14 protein-coding genes and 3 pseudogenes are annotated in these 14,989 nt (G+C 50.0%); 12 read left to right on the forward strand and 5 right to left on the reverse strand.

Annotated features, from left to right (window positions below):
* Both DZ54_RS24345 and DZ54_RS0114750 read left to right on the forward strand, forming a co-directional pair.
* Positions 1 to 157 (forward strand): transposase domain-containing protein (locus tag DZ54_RS24345; protein ID WP_164831608.1); only part of this gene is annotated, 157 nt, incomplete at its 5' end.
* Positions 158 to 186: 29 nt separating this feature from the next.
* The gene (locus DZ54_RS0114750) at positions 187 to 705 is read left to right on the forward strand and encodes a substrate-binding domain-containing protein (RefSeq protein WP_276202060.1); all 519 of its coding nucleotides are present in this window, start codon (positions 187 to 189) and stop codon (positions 703 to 705) included.
* 55 nt (positions 706 to 760) lie between these two features.
* Here DZ54_RS0114750 and DZ54_RS24350 read toward each other — a convergent pair.
* A pseudogene (locus DZ54_RS24350) lies at positions 761 to 988 on the reverse strand (HPP family protein); the annotation flags it as partial.
* A gap of 112 nt (positions 989 to 1,100) precedes the next feature.
* On the opposite strand from DZ54_RS24350, the gene DZ54_RS0114755 reads away from it, so the two are divergent.
* Positions 1,101 to 1,781 carry a substrate-binding periplasmic protein gene (locus tag DZ54_RS0114755; protein WP_025674909.1) on the forward strand — a complete coding sequence of 227 codons (681 nt, stop codon included), beginning with the start codon at positions 1,101 to 1,103 and terminating at the stop codon, positions 1,779 to 1,781.
* On the opposite strand, the gene clcA is transcribed toward DZ54_RS0114755, so the two are convergent.
* Entirely contained in the window at positions 1,776 to 3,173 is a 1,398-nt protein-coding gene (gene clcA / locus DZ54_RS0114760; RefSeq protein WP_025674911.1) for a H(+)/Cl(-) exchange transporter ClcA, read from the reverse strand. The genes DZ54_RS0114755 and clcA overlap by 6 nt on opposite strands.
* A gap of 375 nt (positions 3,174 to 3,548) precedes the next feature.
* Positions 3,549 to 4,838 (reverse strand): alpha/beta fold hydrolase, encoded by a 1,290-nt coding sequence (locus DZ54_RS0114765; protein WP_025674912.1) that lies wholly within the window; start codon positions 4,836 to 4,838, stop codon positions 3,549 to 3,551.
* A gap of 206 nt (positions 4,839 to 5,044) precedes the next feature.
* Here DZ54_RS0114765 and DZ54_RS0114770 point away from each other — a divergent pair, with 206 nt between their 5' ends.
* The 4 genes and pseudogenes from DZ54_RS0114770 (at position 5,045) to DZ54_RS0114785 (ending at position 9,470) form a co-directional block, all read left to right on the forward strand.
* Positions 5,045 to 5,506 (forward strand): MarR family winged helix-turn-helix transcriptional regulator, encoded by a 462-nt coding sequence (locus DZ54_RS0114770; protein WP_025674913.1) that lies wholly within the window; start codon positions 5,045 to 5,047, stop codon positions 5,504 to 5,506.
* An 89-nt stretch (positions 5,507 to 5,595) separates the two neighbouring features.
* A pseudogene (locus tag DZ54_RS22190) lies at positions 5,596 to 6,653 on the forward strand (HlyD family secretion protein).
* Positions 6,654 to 6,664: 11 nt separating this feature from the next.
* Positions 6,665 to 7,702 carry a DUF2955 domain-containing protein gene (locus DZ54_RS0114780; protein ID WP_025674914.1) on the forward strand — a complete coding sequence of 346 codons (1,038 nt, stop codon included), beginning with the start codon at positions 6,665 to 6,667 and terminating at the stop codon, positions 7,700 to 7,702.
* A 163-nt stretch (positions 7,703 to 7,865) separates the two neighbouring features.
* Positions 7,866 to 9,470: a methyl-accepting chemotaxis protein gene (locus DZ54_RS0114785; protein ID WP_025674915.1), complete on the forward strand. Its 1,605-nt coding sequence runs from the start codon at positions 7,866 to 7,868 to the stop codon at positions 9,468 to 9,470.
* Positions 9,471 to 9,539: 69 nt separating this feature from the next.
* Here the strand turns inward: DZ54_RS0114785 and DZ54_RS0114790 are convergent, their stop codons facing one another.
* Positions 9,540 to 10,448, reverse strand: a complete 909-nt coding sequence (locus tag DZ54_RS0114790; RefSeq protein ID WP_025674916.1) for a LysR family transcriptional regulator — start codon at positions 10,446 to 10,448, stop codon at positions 9,540 to 9,542.
* A gap of 142 nt (positions 10,449 to 10,590) precedes the next feature.
* Here DZ54_RS0114790 and DZ54_RS22195 point away from each other — a divergent pair.
* Together DZ54_RS22195 and fghA are read left to right on the forward strand one after the other, a co-directional pair.
* Positions 10,591 to 11,738, forward strand: a pseudogene (locus tag DZ54_RS22195) (S-(hydroxymethyl)glutathione dehydrogenase/class III alcohol dehydrogenase).
* Between the two features lie 38 nt (positions 11,739 to 11,776).
* On the forward strand, positions 11,777 to 12,613 hold the full coding sequence (gene fghA, locus DZ54_RS0114800; RefSeq protein ID WP_025674917.1) for an S-formylglutathione hydrolase: 837 nt from the start codon (positions 11,777 to 11,779) through the stop codon (positions 12,611 to 12,613).
* Positions 12,614 to 13,301: 688 nt separating this feature from the next.
* On the opposite strand, the gene DZ54_RS0114810 is transcribed toward fghA, so the two are convergent.
* Positions 13,302 to 13,538, reverse strand: a complete 237-nt coding sequence (locus DZ54_RS0114810; RefSeq protein WP_025674920.1) for an addiction module protein — start codon at positions 13,536 to 13,538, stop codon at positions 13,302 to 13,304.
* A 202-nt stretch (positions 13,539 to 13,740) separates the two neighbouring features.
* Between DZ54_RS0114810 and DZ54_RS0114815 the strand changes: the two genes are divergently transcribed.
* The 3 genes from DZ54_RS0114815 (at position 13,741) to DZ54_RS0114825 (ending at position 14,776) form a co-directional block, all read left to right on the forward strand.
* Complete coding sequence (locus tag DZ54_RS0114815; protein WP_025674921.1) at positions 13,741 to 14,010, forward strand: type II toxin-antitoxin system Phd/YefM family antitoxin; 270 nt, start codon at positions 13,741 to 13,743, stop codon at positions 14,008 to 14,010.
* Complete coding sequence (locus tag DZ54_RS0114820; protein ID WP_025674922.1) at positions 14,011 to 14,310, forward strand: type II toxin-antitoxin system RelE/ParE family toxin; 300 nt, start codon at positions 14,011 to 14,013, stop codon at positions 14,308 to 14,310. It abuts the gene before it with no gap.
* Positions 14,311 to 14,416: 106 nt separating this feature from the next.
* The gene (locus DZ54_RS0114825; protein ID WP_025674924.1) at positions 14,417 to 14,776 is read left to right on the forward strand and encodes a hypothetical protein; all 360 of its coding nucleotides are present in this window, start codon (positions 14,417 to 14,419) and stop codon (positions 14,774 to 14,776) included.
* Positions 14,777 to 14,989: the final 213 nt, after the last annotated feature.

A 14,989-nucleotide genomic window follows, 5' to 3' on the forward strand; every position in this document is an offset into this window, starting at 1 on the left:
TGCCAATCTGTATAGCTTGGTGATGACATGCCGTGCCAATGACATCAATCCCTATTATTACTTCCGGCACCTGTTCGCTGAATTACCTAAGCGCTCGCCATCGGACGATATGTCAGATCTGATGCCATGGTGTATGGAACTCAGTGATGTCGAGTAGGCGCTCACCGGTTTATTAACCGCTTACCCATTAACTATCGATTCGCGCCAAATAGCGACATTCAAAATGCGATCTTGAATAACACTATTGATATCGGCTTGACGACCGACTGCCCGGTTGATCCCGATATTCAGTCTGAACCCATCGGCGAAGAATCTTTGTTGCTAGTGACACCGCGTAATATTGAAACGCCCAACTGGAAAACACTCTGCCAGCTCGGGTTTATTGACCATCCAGATGCCAGACATCACGCCGAGCTATTACTCGGAGCGAACTTCGAGCAATATCAAGCGGCCCAATTGCGCCCTATCAAGCAGTCTGGTTTTTCCAATCAAATTGGACTCATTCTGCTACCTGTTTCGCGTGGGTTAGGCTTCACCGTGTTACCTGCCAATGCCGTCGCCGCCTTTGCTCAGCAAGATTCTATCAAAGTGCATCACTTGCCCGCACCGGTCAGCGAAACCTTATATCTATCGTCTCTTGCTGGACGCGAGTTACCTCAGCGCGCTATCAATGTCGCAAATATCGTCAAAGGACATCAACAATAACCAGAGACAACTGCCGGGGGTAGCGAGTCGATGACCGGTTCCTAAGCCTCGTACGACTCGCCCCTGCAGGGGGGCGAACTGCGCGACATACTTGCATCAGCATAATCGCAAGGCCGACTGCTAGTGCGATCATCCAACTCTCATTTCCCACGCCATAAAGCATGGCAAGCCCAACACCGGCGGTTAGTAAGTGACCCACAATCACATTTCTCGGTTGCGCTAGCGGTGACTGAGGCGCTGCAAACAAGATCACACAAGTCGCGCCAAACGGTGCCATTATCCATGAGGGCATAAAGGGCAACATATGTGATGCCGTCGCTTAACAATGAAAAATATAGACGCGGATAGAGCCCTCTTCTAATCTAAAATGACGAAGAAAAAATGAGGATAAAAATGTGGCGAAATGGTGGGTACTGGTAGTTTGCTGGTTACCTTTGAGTGCGCTGGGGAATACGTTTACGATTGCGTACCGAGATCATACCGATGCGATGTCATCAGCAACCAAAGCGATACTAGAGCGTGCTTTTTACTCCGTTGATCCAAACATCGATCTATCATGGATAGAAATGCCATTTTCCCGTGCTGAGGATGCGCTAGAAAAAGGCATTATCGATGCTGACTTTGGACGTACACGTTTGGCTTATCAAAGTACTTCTCAAGCTTATTATCCTACAGAGCCATTGTTATCGGTGGATTATTATCTATTTGGGTATACGCATGTGTTAGATCCAACGAATTATCAACGTATTGTAGGTGTGATTGGCGATAAAATTGTAGAGGAGATCGCGGAAAAATATCAATGGGAAATCGTGAGAGTTAGAACAGAGCGCGCCGCATTAAAGATGGTCAACAGTAATCGTGTACAAGCGATGGTAGGTTACGTTGGTATTAAAAGTGTGCTTAAGAATGAGCAACTCACTGCTGTTCGTATGGGAGATAAACCGGTCGAATCTATCCCCGTCTACCTCGTTGTTCATAAGCGGCATCAGACATTAGTTGAGCCATTGGATGCTGCACTGAGAGAAATGAAAGACAGCGGTGAGTTCGCCGCCATCTTTGAAAAGCATGGATTATGATTCTGCTGATTTCTCTATCCGCAGCTTTTGCTCGCGCACTTTACGACGCAATAGCTCGGTATAAATCGGTTGTCCGCCAAGTAGCTGCGCGACCAAGGTTGCGCCGAGGGTGGTGATAATCAGCGGCAAAATCAGATAATAGTTATTGGTCATTTCAATCACCAACAAAATCCCGGTAATGGGGGCGCGTACCGTGGAGGCAAACAAGGCGCCCATACCCGCAATGGCAAACATACCTGGCTCCATGCCCATTTCTGGGTATATATTGGCAACGACGACCCCATATACCGTGCCTAGCAAGGTACCGAGCGCTAACATCGGGGCAAAAATGCCCCCAGGTGCACCCGAACTAAAACAAATCACGGTGAGCAATGTTCGAGCCAAGAAGATAAATAACAGCGCACTGACCGAATAGTTTAAGGTGACGAAGTCGGGAACTAGGTTGATACCACCATGGGTCAATTCTGGGGCATAAATGAGTAGTAGACCAAAGAAACCGCCCAAGGTCGCGCCGACTAACCAAATTCGTTTTTGGCTCTTCTGATAAAAGCGCTGGAAGAAATCCTGAAAACGCATAATCATAAAATTAAACAGGACGCCAAATATCCCAAAACAACAGCCTAGCAGCAGAAAGAACCACAGCGAGATAAGCGGTGGTGTCTCGTACTGAGGTAGCACAATTACCGCCTCTTGGCCATTAATATAACGAAAGACGATATCGGCCATAATCGCAGCAATGATCACCGCTTTTATCGAGATCAAGGTGTAACGAAACTGAGGTCGCATTTCCTCAACCACGAACATGATCGCCGCGAGCGGGGCATTAAACGCCGCAGCAAGACCGGCGGCAGCGCCGGATGCAAGCAGTGTTTGGTTACTGTTTCTGTCTTTGATGCGGAACGTATCGGTGACCATGCGGCCAATATTGGCACCGATTTGCACGCTTGGCCCTTCGCGGCCCAGAATCATGCCTGAGCCCAGAGCCCCCAAACCGCCAAAAAATTTCACTGGGATTACCCGCCACCACCGCGTAGGACGAATACCTTCCATCGCGCCTTCCACCTCAGGGATCCCTGAGCCTGCGGCCTCGGGAGCAAATCGATGAACAAGCCAGTAGCCAATTAAGGCCAGGCCGGCACTGATAATAAAAGCGAGTAATCCCAATGGAATCATTGAGCTAATGTTGCTGTCTAGCCAGTCAGTTCTTGACTGAGAAAGGGTATGGATCGCGAGCTCGAAAAGGGTGACAACGACGCCGCCTAGAAAGCCGATGATAACCGCGAGTAAAAGGATAGAAACGGGGGTTTTATCGCGTGACCATAATTTATCAAAGAAAACACTGGATTTGTAAAAGATGGCTCTTTTTTTGCCTGATTTACTTACAAATTTCATTTGTGTGAACGCAAAGTTTGAAAAGGAAAGTCGCGGTATACAGTGGCACCTATTTTACCGCTGACACCGTAGTGGGAACGTCCTGTACCTTGAGAGAACGTATTTATACTACGTCAATTACCATAACATGCAAGCGCTTGACCGATGTCTAACTATTTAGCTTGACCAAGATAAAAACGATCGAGTGAGCGGTACACTGGCTAGACGGTCGTAAGCGAACGTTTTTATACGTTTCACTGATGTGCTACGTATTGTCAGCCAGCGTATCACCTTTATCAGCGCCAATAATTGATTTGAATTAGATCACAGTTTGATGGGGTAAAAAAGTCCGCTGCGGCAATGCCGTTATGACAGAATTACCCCAGCGGAACATCATTAAGCTGGCATAGCGGCAAGATTATCGCCGATTTCCATCAAGCGATCTAAAATACGTTCGCCATCAACGCCGATGCCGTTGTGCTCGTACTCGTTGGTCATCCAAGCCTGACTGTTGGCAATGTTTGCCAAGGTTTGACGGGAATAATCGAACTCGACAAACATGTCATCCACATAGGTGGCACAGGCAAGCGGCACCGTGTTGCATTTTAGTACCTCGAGATCATACAGCGCAGGCCAATCAGTTTTTTCCGCCAGCAACATCGCGGCGTCTTTGAGTGGTTTCAGCGTGGCGAGTTGATCAAGCATCCAAGGATAGACCATTTCGCCAGTAAAGCGAAAGGGCTGGTCGGGCTGATAGTGGAACTGCGGGAACTGATGGCGCACGCGATGTGCCGACCACTGCGAGGCTTGCTGCTGGCAGTAAATCGATTCATGCAAGATAGCGTAGACAGGGTTGGTTAAATACCCTTGATCAGCCTGCATGGCATCAAGGAATGGATAGCTCAGCACACGCTCGCCATTCACCTCAATAAATGCACGTTCTAGTAAGTAATAAAGCGGCAGCCCCGCATGACCGCGGCCGAGATTAAGGCCAATGGTTTGGAACTGCTCCACGGTAAACGGCTGCCCATTTGGCAAAGTCACTTCGTTGTTTTGCAGATATTGGGCAATCTCGTGGCACCGGGCTTGCGCATCCGGAAATTGGGCGAAAAACTGCTGGTTCTTATCTTCCACCCGCTGATAGGTTTTTTGATATACCGCATCGGCATGTCCCTCAATGGGTGGAATGCCGCCGGTAACAAACGCGCGCGACAGGGATTGCGGAAAGAATGACAAATAGGTCAGGGCACAGAACCCACCAAAGCTTTGACCGAGGATCGCCCATTGCTTAATGCCTAACGCCTGACGCAGACACTCGGCATCTTTCACGATGCTATCAGCACGAAAATGGCTCAGATAGTCTGCTTGTTCGGTGGCGGTGAGATGGGCGAGGGTTTGGTGATTCACCGGCGAACTTAAGCCCGTCCCACGCTGATCGAATAACAACACGCGATAGTTTTTTAGTGCGCGTTTTAGCCAACCGCTCGCGCCGTTCGGGCGGGGAGACTCCATTCCAGGCCCGCCTTGAAAATACACCAACCACGGCAAATCGGCGTCGTTATGGCGCGTATCCACCACTTCACGAGCAAAAACTGAGATCGATGTGCTATTGGCGTCATGGTGATCCAGTGGCACATCAATCTGATAGCTGCGATACCGAATATGACGATCCCAGAGATCTTGCATGGTAATTCCTTTACAAACAGAAAGATGACCCGAGCTAGATTATCAGAGTTGCGATCTTGCAGCGAGCGCGTTTCACAAAACCGATCTGCCATTACTATGTGACACACATCACTTTTATATTTACTTAGCCTGCTAACTATTCTATATTACCTGTCTCATATTACTTAGCAGGCTAAGTAGTTCGTGCAATACAGGGAGAACACTCGATGACATCGCCACATCCCGAACACATGTCGATTGCTGAGCATTTGGGGCGTACGGCCCGATTATGGCGCCGCGTCGCTGATTCCGAGCTTGAACCTCTGGGGCTGAGCTATCCACGCTGGAGTGCGCTGTGGATGCTACGCCGATTGGGGGATGGCATTAGCCAAAGTGAGCTGGCACAGGCGCTTGAAATTGAGCTTGGTTCTTTGATGCGCACGCTTAAACATCTTGAAGAACAAGGGCTGATCACACGGCGCTGTTTGCCGGAAGACAAGCGCACCCGAACGGTACACGTCACCGACAGCGGATGTGACTTGATGACGCGTATTGAAGCGCGAGTGCTGCGGGTGCGTAAACATTTGCTCTCTGGCATTGCGGCAGAAGATTTTGACGCGCTGGAAAGGGTTTTAGTCACCATCAATCAAAACGCGCTCAATTATTCAGCATCTTCTTCGGATGAATGAAGAGTAAGACGATAGATATTTGTCAGTGCGACGCTTTCAGCGCGACGCTGATCAATCACGATGCAGATTAGTAAAGGTAATAAGCACCAATGACACCGGATGAAAAATTTTCTCGCTGGGTAAAACTAGCGGCGCTCAGTTTTCTAACCCTTTTTGGTTATTTTTTAATTGCAGATAACACCATGCCACTCACGCCTCACTCGATGGTGACGCGTACCGTCACCAAAGTGGCCCCACAAGTAAGCGGCCCTGTGAGCGCGCTCGCGGTCGGCAATAATCAAGACGTTCATAAAGGCGATGTGCTATTTCGGATTGAAAGCGCGCCGTATCGCATTGCGGTTGATCAGGCGAAGCTCGCCCTCGCGCAAGCACGGCAAACCAATGCCCAGCTGGATGCGTCACTGATGGCCGCGCGCCAAGATGTCTCGGCGTTAGCATCGGTGTTGGCACAAAAAGCGCGTGAGGCGAAACGATTAAAAGCCTTATTTGCCAAAAACGGTGTCTCGCAGCAGCAACGTGATGATGCGATCAGCGCCGCGAATACGGCACGCGCCAAATGGGAAGCGGCAAAAGCCCGTGTCAGCGCGCTACAAATTCAGCGTGGTGGTGATGGTGCAGCCAATATTGCTGAGCAAGTCGCGCTCTCAAAGCTTAAAAAAGCGCAACTGAATGCCTCTTACACCGATGTTACCGCCAGTCATGATGGGGTGGTCACTAACCTGCAGCTTGATGTTGGCGCCTATGCCAGTGCCGGGCAGCCGATCATGGCACTGGTGTCTGAACGTGCGCAAGTGATTGCCGATTTCGCGAAAAAAGTGTGCGAGATATTGAGGCAGGGTATGCCGTACGCGTGGCGTTTGATAGTGAACCCGGCGCGTTATATGCCGGCCATGTTACCAGTATTGATGCTGGTGTCAGTGCGGGGCAAATCGATGCTAATGGTCAGTTAGCCTCACCCACCAATTCCAACCGTTGGGTGCGTGATGCTCAGCGAATGCGTCTGCATATTGCTCTTGACCAATGGCCGCCTCATGCACTGCCCACCGGCGCACGTGCCACGGTACAGCTAGTGCCTGAGAGCGCGGTAAGCGGTTTGATGGCCAAGGCTCAAATCGGTTTTCTTAGTATGCTTCATTACATCTACTAAAGGTGCGTGCAATGAATTTATGGCACCACCCGCTAAGCGATAATGATGTGCGCCAATGCGCGCGCATTGCCACCGGCGCGACCTTGGGGTTTGCGATTTGTAAGTTTTTCGACTGCAGTTTTGGGGTGTTTTTTACCGTCACCCCTATGTTGCTCCTCGGCCTCGTGCCTGTGATCAATGGACGTGCGGCTCGTCAGCTTTTGGCCTCAGCGGTGATCAGTGGAATAGAAGTCGGATTGTTGGGCGGATTATTTGGCGCGCACCCGGGCTTGATGACGCCTTTGGTATTCTTATTGTTCACCTACAAATTTGCCTGTATGTCGAAAGGGCGCTTCTTTCTCTTTGGTGCCAATAGCGTGTTAAGCCTGAGCATCATGCTGCATTTTGCCAGTTATCCCGATTTACCGATTAACACCCTGATCTTTAGTAATCTGGGGGCCAATATCTTGTCGGTTGCGGTGGCTTACTTGGTTACCTGGTTAATACCGGATGCCACGCCTCGCCAGCCACCTGCCGCACCAGCAGGGGGAAAACAGTCGCACCGGATGCGCCACGAAGCACTGATGGGTGCCACCTTGGCCACGATCTCGTTTTTTATCTTTCAGTTGTTTGACTTGCGCGATTCTATCTCGGCACAGGCCACCACCGTGTTGTTGCTGTTCCCGATGCATTGGAATGGCTCGCTTAGCTATGCCCGTAAGCGTGCGATCGGCACGGTGTTAGGCGTGGTGTATGGGATTGGCTGCCAGATCGTTTTGTATGATTGGTTTAATGTACTGATCTTGGTGATCCCGCTGCTGTGGATTGGCACCATGTTATTTGCTAAAGCGCACCTAAAAGAGGCTGGGGGATCAGGCGTAGGATTTGGTGCCATGGCAACGTTGGGCATCTTATTCGGGCAATATCTAAGTCCCACCCAAGACTTTATGTATGATGCCCTGTATCGAGTAAGCAGCAACTTAGTTGCTATCGTGTTAACACTGATGTTGTGTTTTATGGTGCATAAACTGCTTAACTATTTCCCTGCCACCCGGTTTGGTGCCGCGTAAGCGATGAACAATTAACTATCCTTCTCGTGAGTCAAATAAAAGTGGTTATTTTTGTGGTAAAACTCCCATCCTAATTTGTCTTTTGCGAGGTATCGCTTGTTTCTCCTCCGGCCTGTCGCTATGCTCCGTGTCAGTTGTAATGCATAGATAGGAAGTCAGCGTAGTGAAAAAACTCATCCTGATCGTGGTATGCGCCATGTTTGCGGTTGCGGCCATTGCCAGTATCACCGCCACCACCTTTATCTCCCATGACGAGATTGACAATATTATTCTCAAACGATCGCAGGCGCAGGCTGAGTTACTGGCCGATCGTGCTGAATATATTTTAGAAAACTCTTCCACGCCCACCGCCGATTTGCAAGACATGGTGTCCGATCTCAAAGGTCGCGACGACATTACCTATGCGGTGATGATTGATAAAAACATCAAAGCCATTGCTCATAGTGATAGACAGAAAATTGATAAGGTCTATAACGATAATTACACCGTTGCCGGTGCTGGCCAAGGCCAACCGCAGCATTCGCGCTGGTTTGCGGATGTGCAAGATGTATGGGTGTACGACATCATGATGCCGGTTTACGTCGATGGTCGCTTGTGGGGTGCGTTTGATGTCGGGATCCCGATCACCGAAGTCGATGCGGCTGCCAATGGCATTGCGATTGCCCAGCTCATCGCGATTGGGTTGATTTTTATCGGTTGTACCTTGGTCTTAGTATGGTTATTAGGCCGGTTATTCGCGCCACTGAAAGGTCTAGAGCATGCGCTGGCGGATATCTCTAAAGGCGATGGCGATTTAACCGTGCGCTTGCCAGTGACTGGGAATAACGAAATTACCCGTATCTCAGAGGCGTTTAACACGTTTGTGGCGAAAATCGACCAAATCATCGCCAACGTAGTAGAAACTGGCGAAGAGCTCGGTCGTTCGGCAGAGTCTCTGCGCGATAAAGCGGCGCATTCATTGAAACGCGGTGAATCACAAAGCGAGCAAGCTTTGCTGGTGGTGACCTCGATGAACGAAATGATTGCTACCATCAATGAAATCTCGCAAAGCGCGTCTAGTGCCGCGGACTCAGCTTCATCAGCCAACAGCGAAACCGAAGCCGGCAAGCAAACCTTGACCGAAGCAACAGCGACGATTAACCAACTCGACACCGAGATGGATAACATGTCGACGGTGATCACCTCACTGGCCGATCGCACTCAGTCGATTGTCTCGATTCTGGATGTGATCCGCGGTATTTCTGAGCAAACTAACTTGCTTGCCCTTAATGCTGCGATTGAGGCAGCCCGTGCCGGTGAGGCCGGTCGTGGCTTTGCGGTGGTAGCCGATGAAGTGCGTAGCTTGGCAACCAAAACCTCCCAATCGACGGAAGAAATTCAATCCACGATTGATCAGCTGCAACAAGAAGCGAAAAACGCAGTAGATGCGATGGATACCAGTAAAGCGTTGACCACCGAGGGCAACCGTGCCACTGAGCAAGCGTTAACCGCTTTAGAAAGTATTGCCACGCAAGTGAGCACCATCTTGGACATGAACACCCATGTTGCGACCGCGACCGAAGAACAATCGAGCGTGGCCAACGAAATTAATGTCAATATGGATAACGTCAACCAAGCTGCCCAAGCGGGCTTAGAAGACGGCCATAGCTTAGAAGCCAGCAGCCAAGATTTGGCGGGCTTAGCAAAAACCTTGGATCACCATGTTGGTGCCTTTAAAGTATCAGCGATCAAACGCGCCGATACCCCATTACGCGCATCACGCCATTAAACGTGGCATAGAAACAGTGATATGAATCGCCAGCCGTGTGCTGGCGATTTTTTTGCTTGGGAGAAAGGGTTAAGGCGCGGTTGCCGGGGCACGAGTGCGTAGCTGGTGGGCGGGCAGGTGCTCGGCCAGAAACCCCAACCATGCAGCGACTTTGGGCTGTAACTGACGTCCACTGGGGTAAAGCGCCCAAATCCCCTCATCGTCAACTCGATAGTCGGTTAACACTTCAACCAGCTCACCGTTCGCCAATGCAGCTTGCACATAATAATGCGGAAGCTGTGTTAAGCCCAAACCATGTTTAGCGGCATCGAGCAAAGCCACGCCCGAGTTACAACGTAACTGACCGGAAACGGTTAATGTGCGTATTTTACCACCGCTTTGATAATGCCAATGTTCATTCGATCCCACCAAGCAGACATGGCGGTTGAGAGCATTGGGTGAATCGGGATGACCATGAGTCGCTAAGTAGTCTGGGCTGGCACAAATGGTTAATTGGCGCGATCCCAGCTGTTTGCTTGAGGTAGAATCCGGCAAATGACCAATACGAATCGCCACATCGGTGCCAGTTTCTGTCAGATCCACTCGTCGGTTGGTCAGGTGCAAATCCACCGACACTTGCGGATAGGCGGTTAAAAAGGGCGCGAGCAAAGGGGCAATGTATTGCTCACCAAAATTCACAGGCGCGGTCACGCGGATCAGTCCCGAAGGGAGCGCTTGTGATTGGGTAATGGTTTGCTCGGCATCGACCAAAGCCGCTAACAGGGGACGGCAGCGCTGATAATACAGCTCACCTTCGTCGGTTAGCGAGACCTTGCGCGTGGTGCGATGAAACAGCTTTACCCCCAAGTATGCTTCGAGCGTGGCGACACGGCGACTGACTGATACCACCGTGGTGTCCAATTTGTTCGCCGCTCGGGTAAAGCTGCCATGTTCGGCCACGGATAAAAATTCGTTTAATCCTTCCCAATGGGGTGCCATTACCGTCTATCCTGTCTATATTCATTGACATACATTGTTACATCAGTGAAATAATGATTTTCAATTTTGCTGGATTATAACTAAAACTAACTTAGTTAGCATAGTCAGGCATGCAATTAACAAGAACAGAAAGGAACCTCCAATGGCACTAACCATCAAGCCGGGACAAACCCATATCAAATCAAAAGCCGCGGTCGCCTGGGGGCCAGGTGAACCTCTCAAAATGGAAGAGGTCGATGTTCAATTACCTAACCAGGTGAAGTCTTGGTCAGAATTGTCGCCACCGGTGTGTGTCATACCGATGCCTTTACCTTATCAGGTGATGATCCAGAAGGCGTGTTCCCTTCAATTCTCGGTCATGAAGGCGGTGGTATTGTGGAAATGGTCGGTGAGGGCGTCACCAGTGTTGACGTGGGCGATCATGTGATCCCGCTTTACACCGCGGAATGTGGCGAGTGTAAATTCTGTCTGTCTGGCAAAACCAACCTGTGTGGCGCAGTGCGTGAAACCCAAGGCAAAGGCCTGATGCCCGATGGTACCTCGCGCTTTTCTATCAACGGCGAGACCATTTTCCACTACATGGGCTGCTCAACCTTCTCGGAATACACGGTATTGCCAGAAATCTCACTGGCCAAAGTGAGCAAAGCCGCGCCGCTAGAAGAAGTTTGCTTGCTTGGCTGTGGCGTGACTACCGGCATGGGCGCAGTCATGAACACCGCCAAAGTGGAAAAAGGCGATACCGTTGCTATTTTCGGCCTAGGTGGCATTGGCTTATCGGCCATTATCGGCGCCCGTATGGCTGGCGCGAGCCGCATCATTGGCATTGATATCAATGAAAGCAAGTTCACCCTTGCCAAGCAGCTGGGTGCCACCGATGTGATTAACCCGAAAGACTACGATCAGCCGATCCAGCAGGTGATTGTCGAGATGACTGACGGCGGGGTTGATTACTCGTTTGAATGCATCGGCAATGTGGATGTGATGCGCCAAGCGCTGGAATGCTGCCACAAAGGCTGGGGCGAGTCGGTGATCATTGGTGTTGCTGGCGCAGGCCAAGAGATTTCGACCCGTCCGTTCCAGTTGGTGACAGGGCGCGTATGGAAAGGCTCGGCGTTTGGTGGCGTAAAAGGCCGCTCAGAGCTACCTGGCATTGTTGAACGTTACCTCGATGGTGAGTTTGGCTTGCAAGAATTTATCAGCTACACCATGGGCCTTGATGAAGTGAACCGCGCCTTTGACCTGATGCACGAAGGCAAGAGCATTCGCAGCGTGATCCACATGGACCAATAACAGGACGGCCGCCGTGGCAACGCGGCGGTAAAATAACCATGCAACTTGAAAAAATAAGCGAAAACAAAGTCGCAGGCGGTTGGCACCAACGTTGGCAGCATGACTCTAGCGCCACCAATGGCAAAATGACCTTTGCGATCTTTCTTCCTGAGAAAGCCAACACCCAGCCAGTGCCCGTACTGTATTGGCTCTCGGGCCTGACCTGCACCGATGAAAACTTTATGCAAAAGGCGGGGGCATTGAAACAAGTCGCCACCTTAGGTATGGCGATTGTTGCGCCGGACACCAGTCCGCGCGGCGAAGATGTGGCGGATGCCGATCAATACGATCTCGGCCAAGGCGCCGGGTTTTATGTTAATGCCACCCAAGCACCGTGGCAGTCGCACTACCAGATGTACGACTATGTCGCTCACGAGCTGCCGGAGCTGATTGAATCGCACTTTGCGGTCAACAACCAGCGCGCGATTGCCGGCCACAGCATGGGCGGCCACGGCGCGTTAGTGATTGGTTTGCGTAACCCATCACGCTACAGCAGCGTTTCTGCGTTCAGCCCAATTTGTCATCCCACCGAGTGCCCGTGGGGCAAACAGGCTTTTAGCGCCTATTTAGGCGATGACGAACAAACATGGCAAGCCTACGACGCCACCGTATTACTCGCCCAAGGCCCGACCGCCATGCCGATGCTGGTGGACCAAGGCGACAAAGACGGCTTTTTGGCCGAGCAGCTTAACCCGCAAGCCTTGAAACAAGCGGCAGAGAAACACAACTCCCCGCTCACCTTGCGCATGCAATCCGGCTACGACCACAGCTACTTTTTTATCAATACCTTTATTGATGAACACCTCGCCTTCCACGCCACCCGCTTTGCGCGGTAAGGCAAACCACGTCGAGACCCAAGCGGCCACCCAGGCCGCTTTTTTTTGCACCCATTTCACAAAACATGGCTTATCTAACACTTTGGACAATAGCACACGAAAAGCAAAACAGCGCTTGATACACTAATCCGGACAGTAGCCAATCAAATGGCGTGTTAGGTGCCGACAACTGATCGGCGGTAGCGTGGTGAATGGATGTTTACAGCTTAACGCTTGGGGATAGTGTGAACGCGCGAGCAGAGATACGCGGCATGCACACTTTCGCAGGCAAAGTGATTGCTTCGAGCGTTAAAAATGTGTTTAATTATAAGTAGTTAGATGAAAAAGACGCGTATAACGGTTTTGGCAAAACGAGCATGCGTACTAATACAATGTTATGGGGTAAGTCGCTCGTGCCAGTAGCCGGGTTTTCTAGAATGATGGGCGAAAGCGACGACCGTAATTGTTTGACTACTTGCTATGGTCACCAAGGAGAAAGGAAATCTTTGAAGAATCAATCTTTTTGCTCCAAGCTTAGCTGCTTCGCCAATGACCGGTACGAGCGGTGGGTTTGGTTTACTGAGCTTTGCTGTCGCCTGCTCAAAACTGGTAATGAGCTGCTCTCCCAGACCGGGTACCTCCAGTTCGTACCAAGCAGCGGCCTCGGTCAATTCTACGCTAGCTTCCGTGCTAACCTTTACCTTCAAAATCAGCCTCTAATCCGAGCTCTGGCGCGTGAAATGGCTTCATCAACATCAAGAAGTTCAGTTTTTCCTGATTCAATTTCATTGATTCTGCGGCAAATTTCAACGTCCCAGGCCTCTGCAACACTAATATCAGCTGGACCATCTAAACTGGCAACCAAATCATGTGCAAGTTTAGCACGCTCTTTCTCAGACAAGGTCATAGCGGCACTAGTGATACTTTCAAGTTGTACTGTTTCCATTGCATCACCTAACACGTTTAAATGACAATGAACAAATGATGCACCAAAATGCACCCCATAACAAGGCCAAGCACAGCGACAGCTTTTTCGTTGCGGCTTCGCCTTCACTACAAAGCCGCGCGTATTGGCGGCATTATATTTTTTGACCGCACCTGTTAACTGGTGCTATTAATAGTGCCAAATCGTTGGTCAGGTAATCATTATGCAAGTGAAATTTTCCGAGGATGTCATTCCTCTATCAGACCTGAAGATCAATCCAGGAAAGGTGATTGGTCGAGCGCAGGATACGCATCGTCCACTCCTGCTTACTAGTCGTGGCCGCGGCATAGCTGTTGTTCAGGGGCTCGAAGATTATGAGAAAACCGCAGAGGAATTGCGGTTTGTAAAGGCGGTGGCGCAGGGGCTTATAGATTTTCGTGAGGGCAATACTGTATCGCTGGAGGACGCCAAGGCAACGCTGGGTATTAAGTAGATGGAATTACGCATCGCGGAGTCAGCCCTGGAGGACTTGCAGGCTATTCAGGAGTACTACAGAGAGCAGGATGTGCCACATATCGGTGATGAGTACGTGGCTGCTATCCTGGAGCATTATGGAATGCTTCAAATGCACCCTGATGTTGGCCGAGTTGTTCCTGAATTCAATCTGAAGCATATTCATGAGTTGATTCACGCGCCATTTCGGGTTGTCTACCTCAGGCAGGCCAAAGAGGTTGTGATCATACGAGCCTGGCGTAGCGAGAGACAACTCGAATTACCGGAAACCGAAACATAACCATGCCATGCACCGGATGCCAAAACCTCTGCTTCGCGCCGGTTTTGACATCGGTGATGGCGGGCGTTAGCTGCTCAAGGTAATGATAAGAACAGAGAACATATTTATGAAAGTTCAAGAAAAATTTGAAAATGAGTTAAAAGCATTGGAATCATCAATTGTAGATGTATTTCGTGCAGAACCAAACTTGCTAGACTCACAAGTCGCTAGAGCAGTAGAATCTATGGTGAATATTTTTAAATCAAAGGTAAAAGGTAAGCCTGCACAGAAGCTGAGTTTAGATGGTTTAGATTTGCGTGTTTTCTCAGCGTTAGATGCGGCTATCAATGAAATTTTGTCTTTTAATTTAGAGCTAAGTAACAATGATCTTTTGGAGTGTTTAAAGGTAATTGAAAAATCAATCCCTAAATGGACAAAGCAACTTGGTCGACAAGGTTACTTAAACTTTGTAAGTCAGTACGTCTAATTGAGATCGCGAACGTTTTTAACCAAAAAGGATCGGTTTGACGATCACCTCTGGCTGTGATCATATAGGCCATCACTGCAAAGCCTTGTCATGGTTGAGTCTTTGCGTGTTGAAAAAGGGCGTCCCATGTCGCTGGAGTACCGCTACTATATCAGCTCAAAATCACTGACTGCCGATGAGGCAAGCCGTGCTATTCGCTCGCATTGGGCATTA

This window comes from Salinivibrio socompensis S35, from assembly GCF_000513715.1.
Classification (GTDB): domain Bacteria; phylum Pseudomonadota; class Gammaproteobacteria; order Enterobacterales; family Vibrionaceae; genus Salinivibrio; species Salinivibrio socompensis.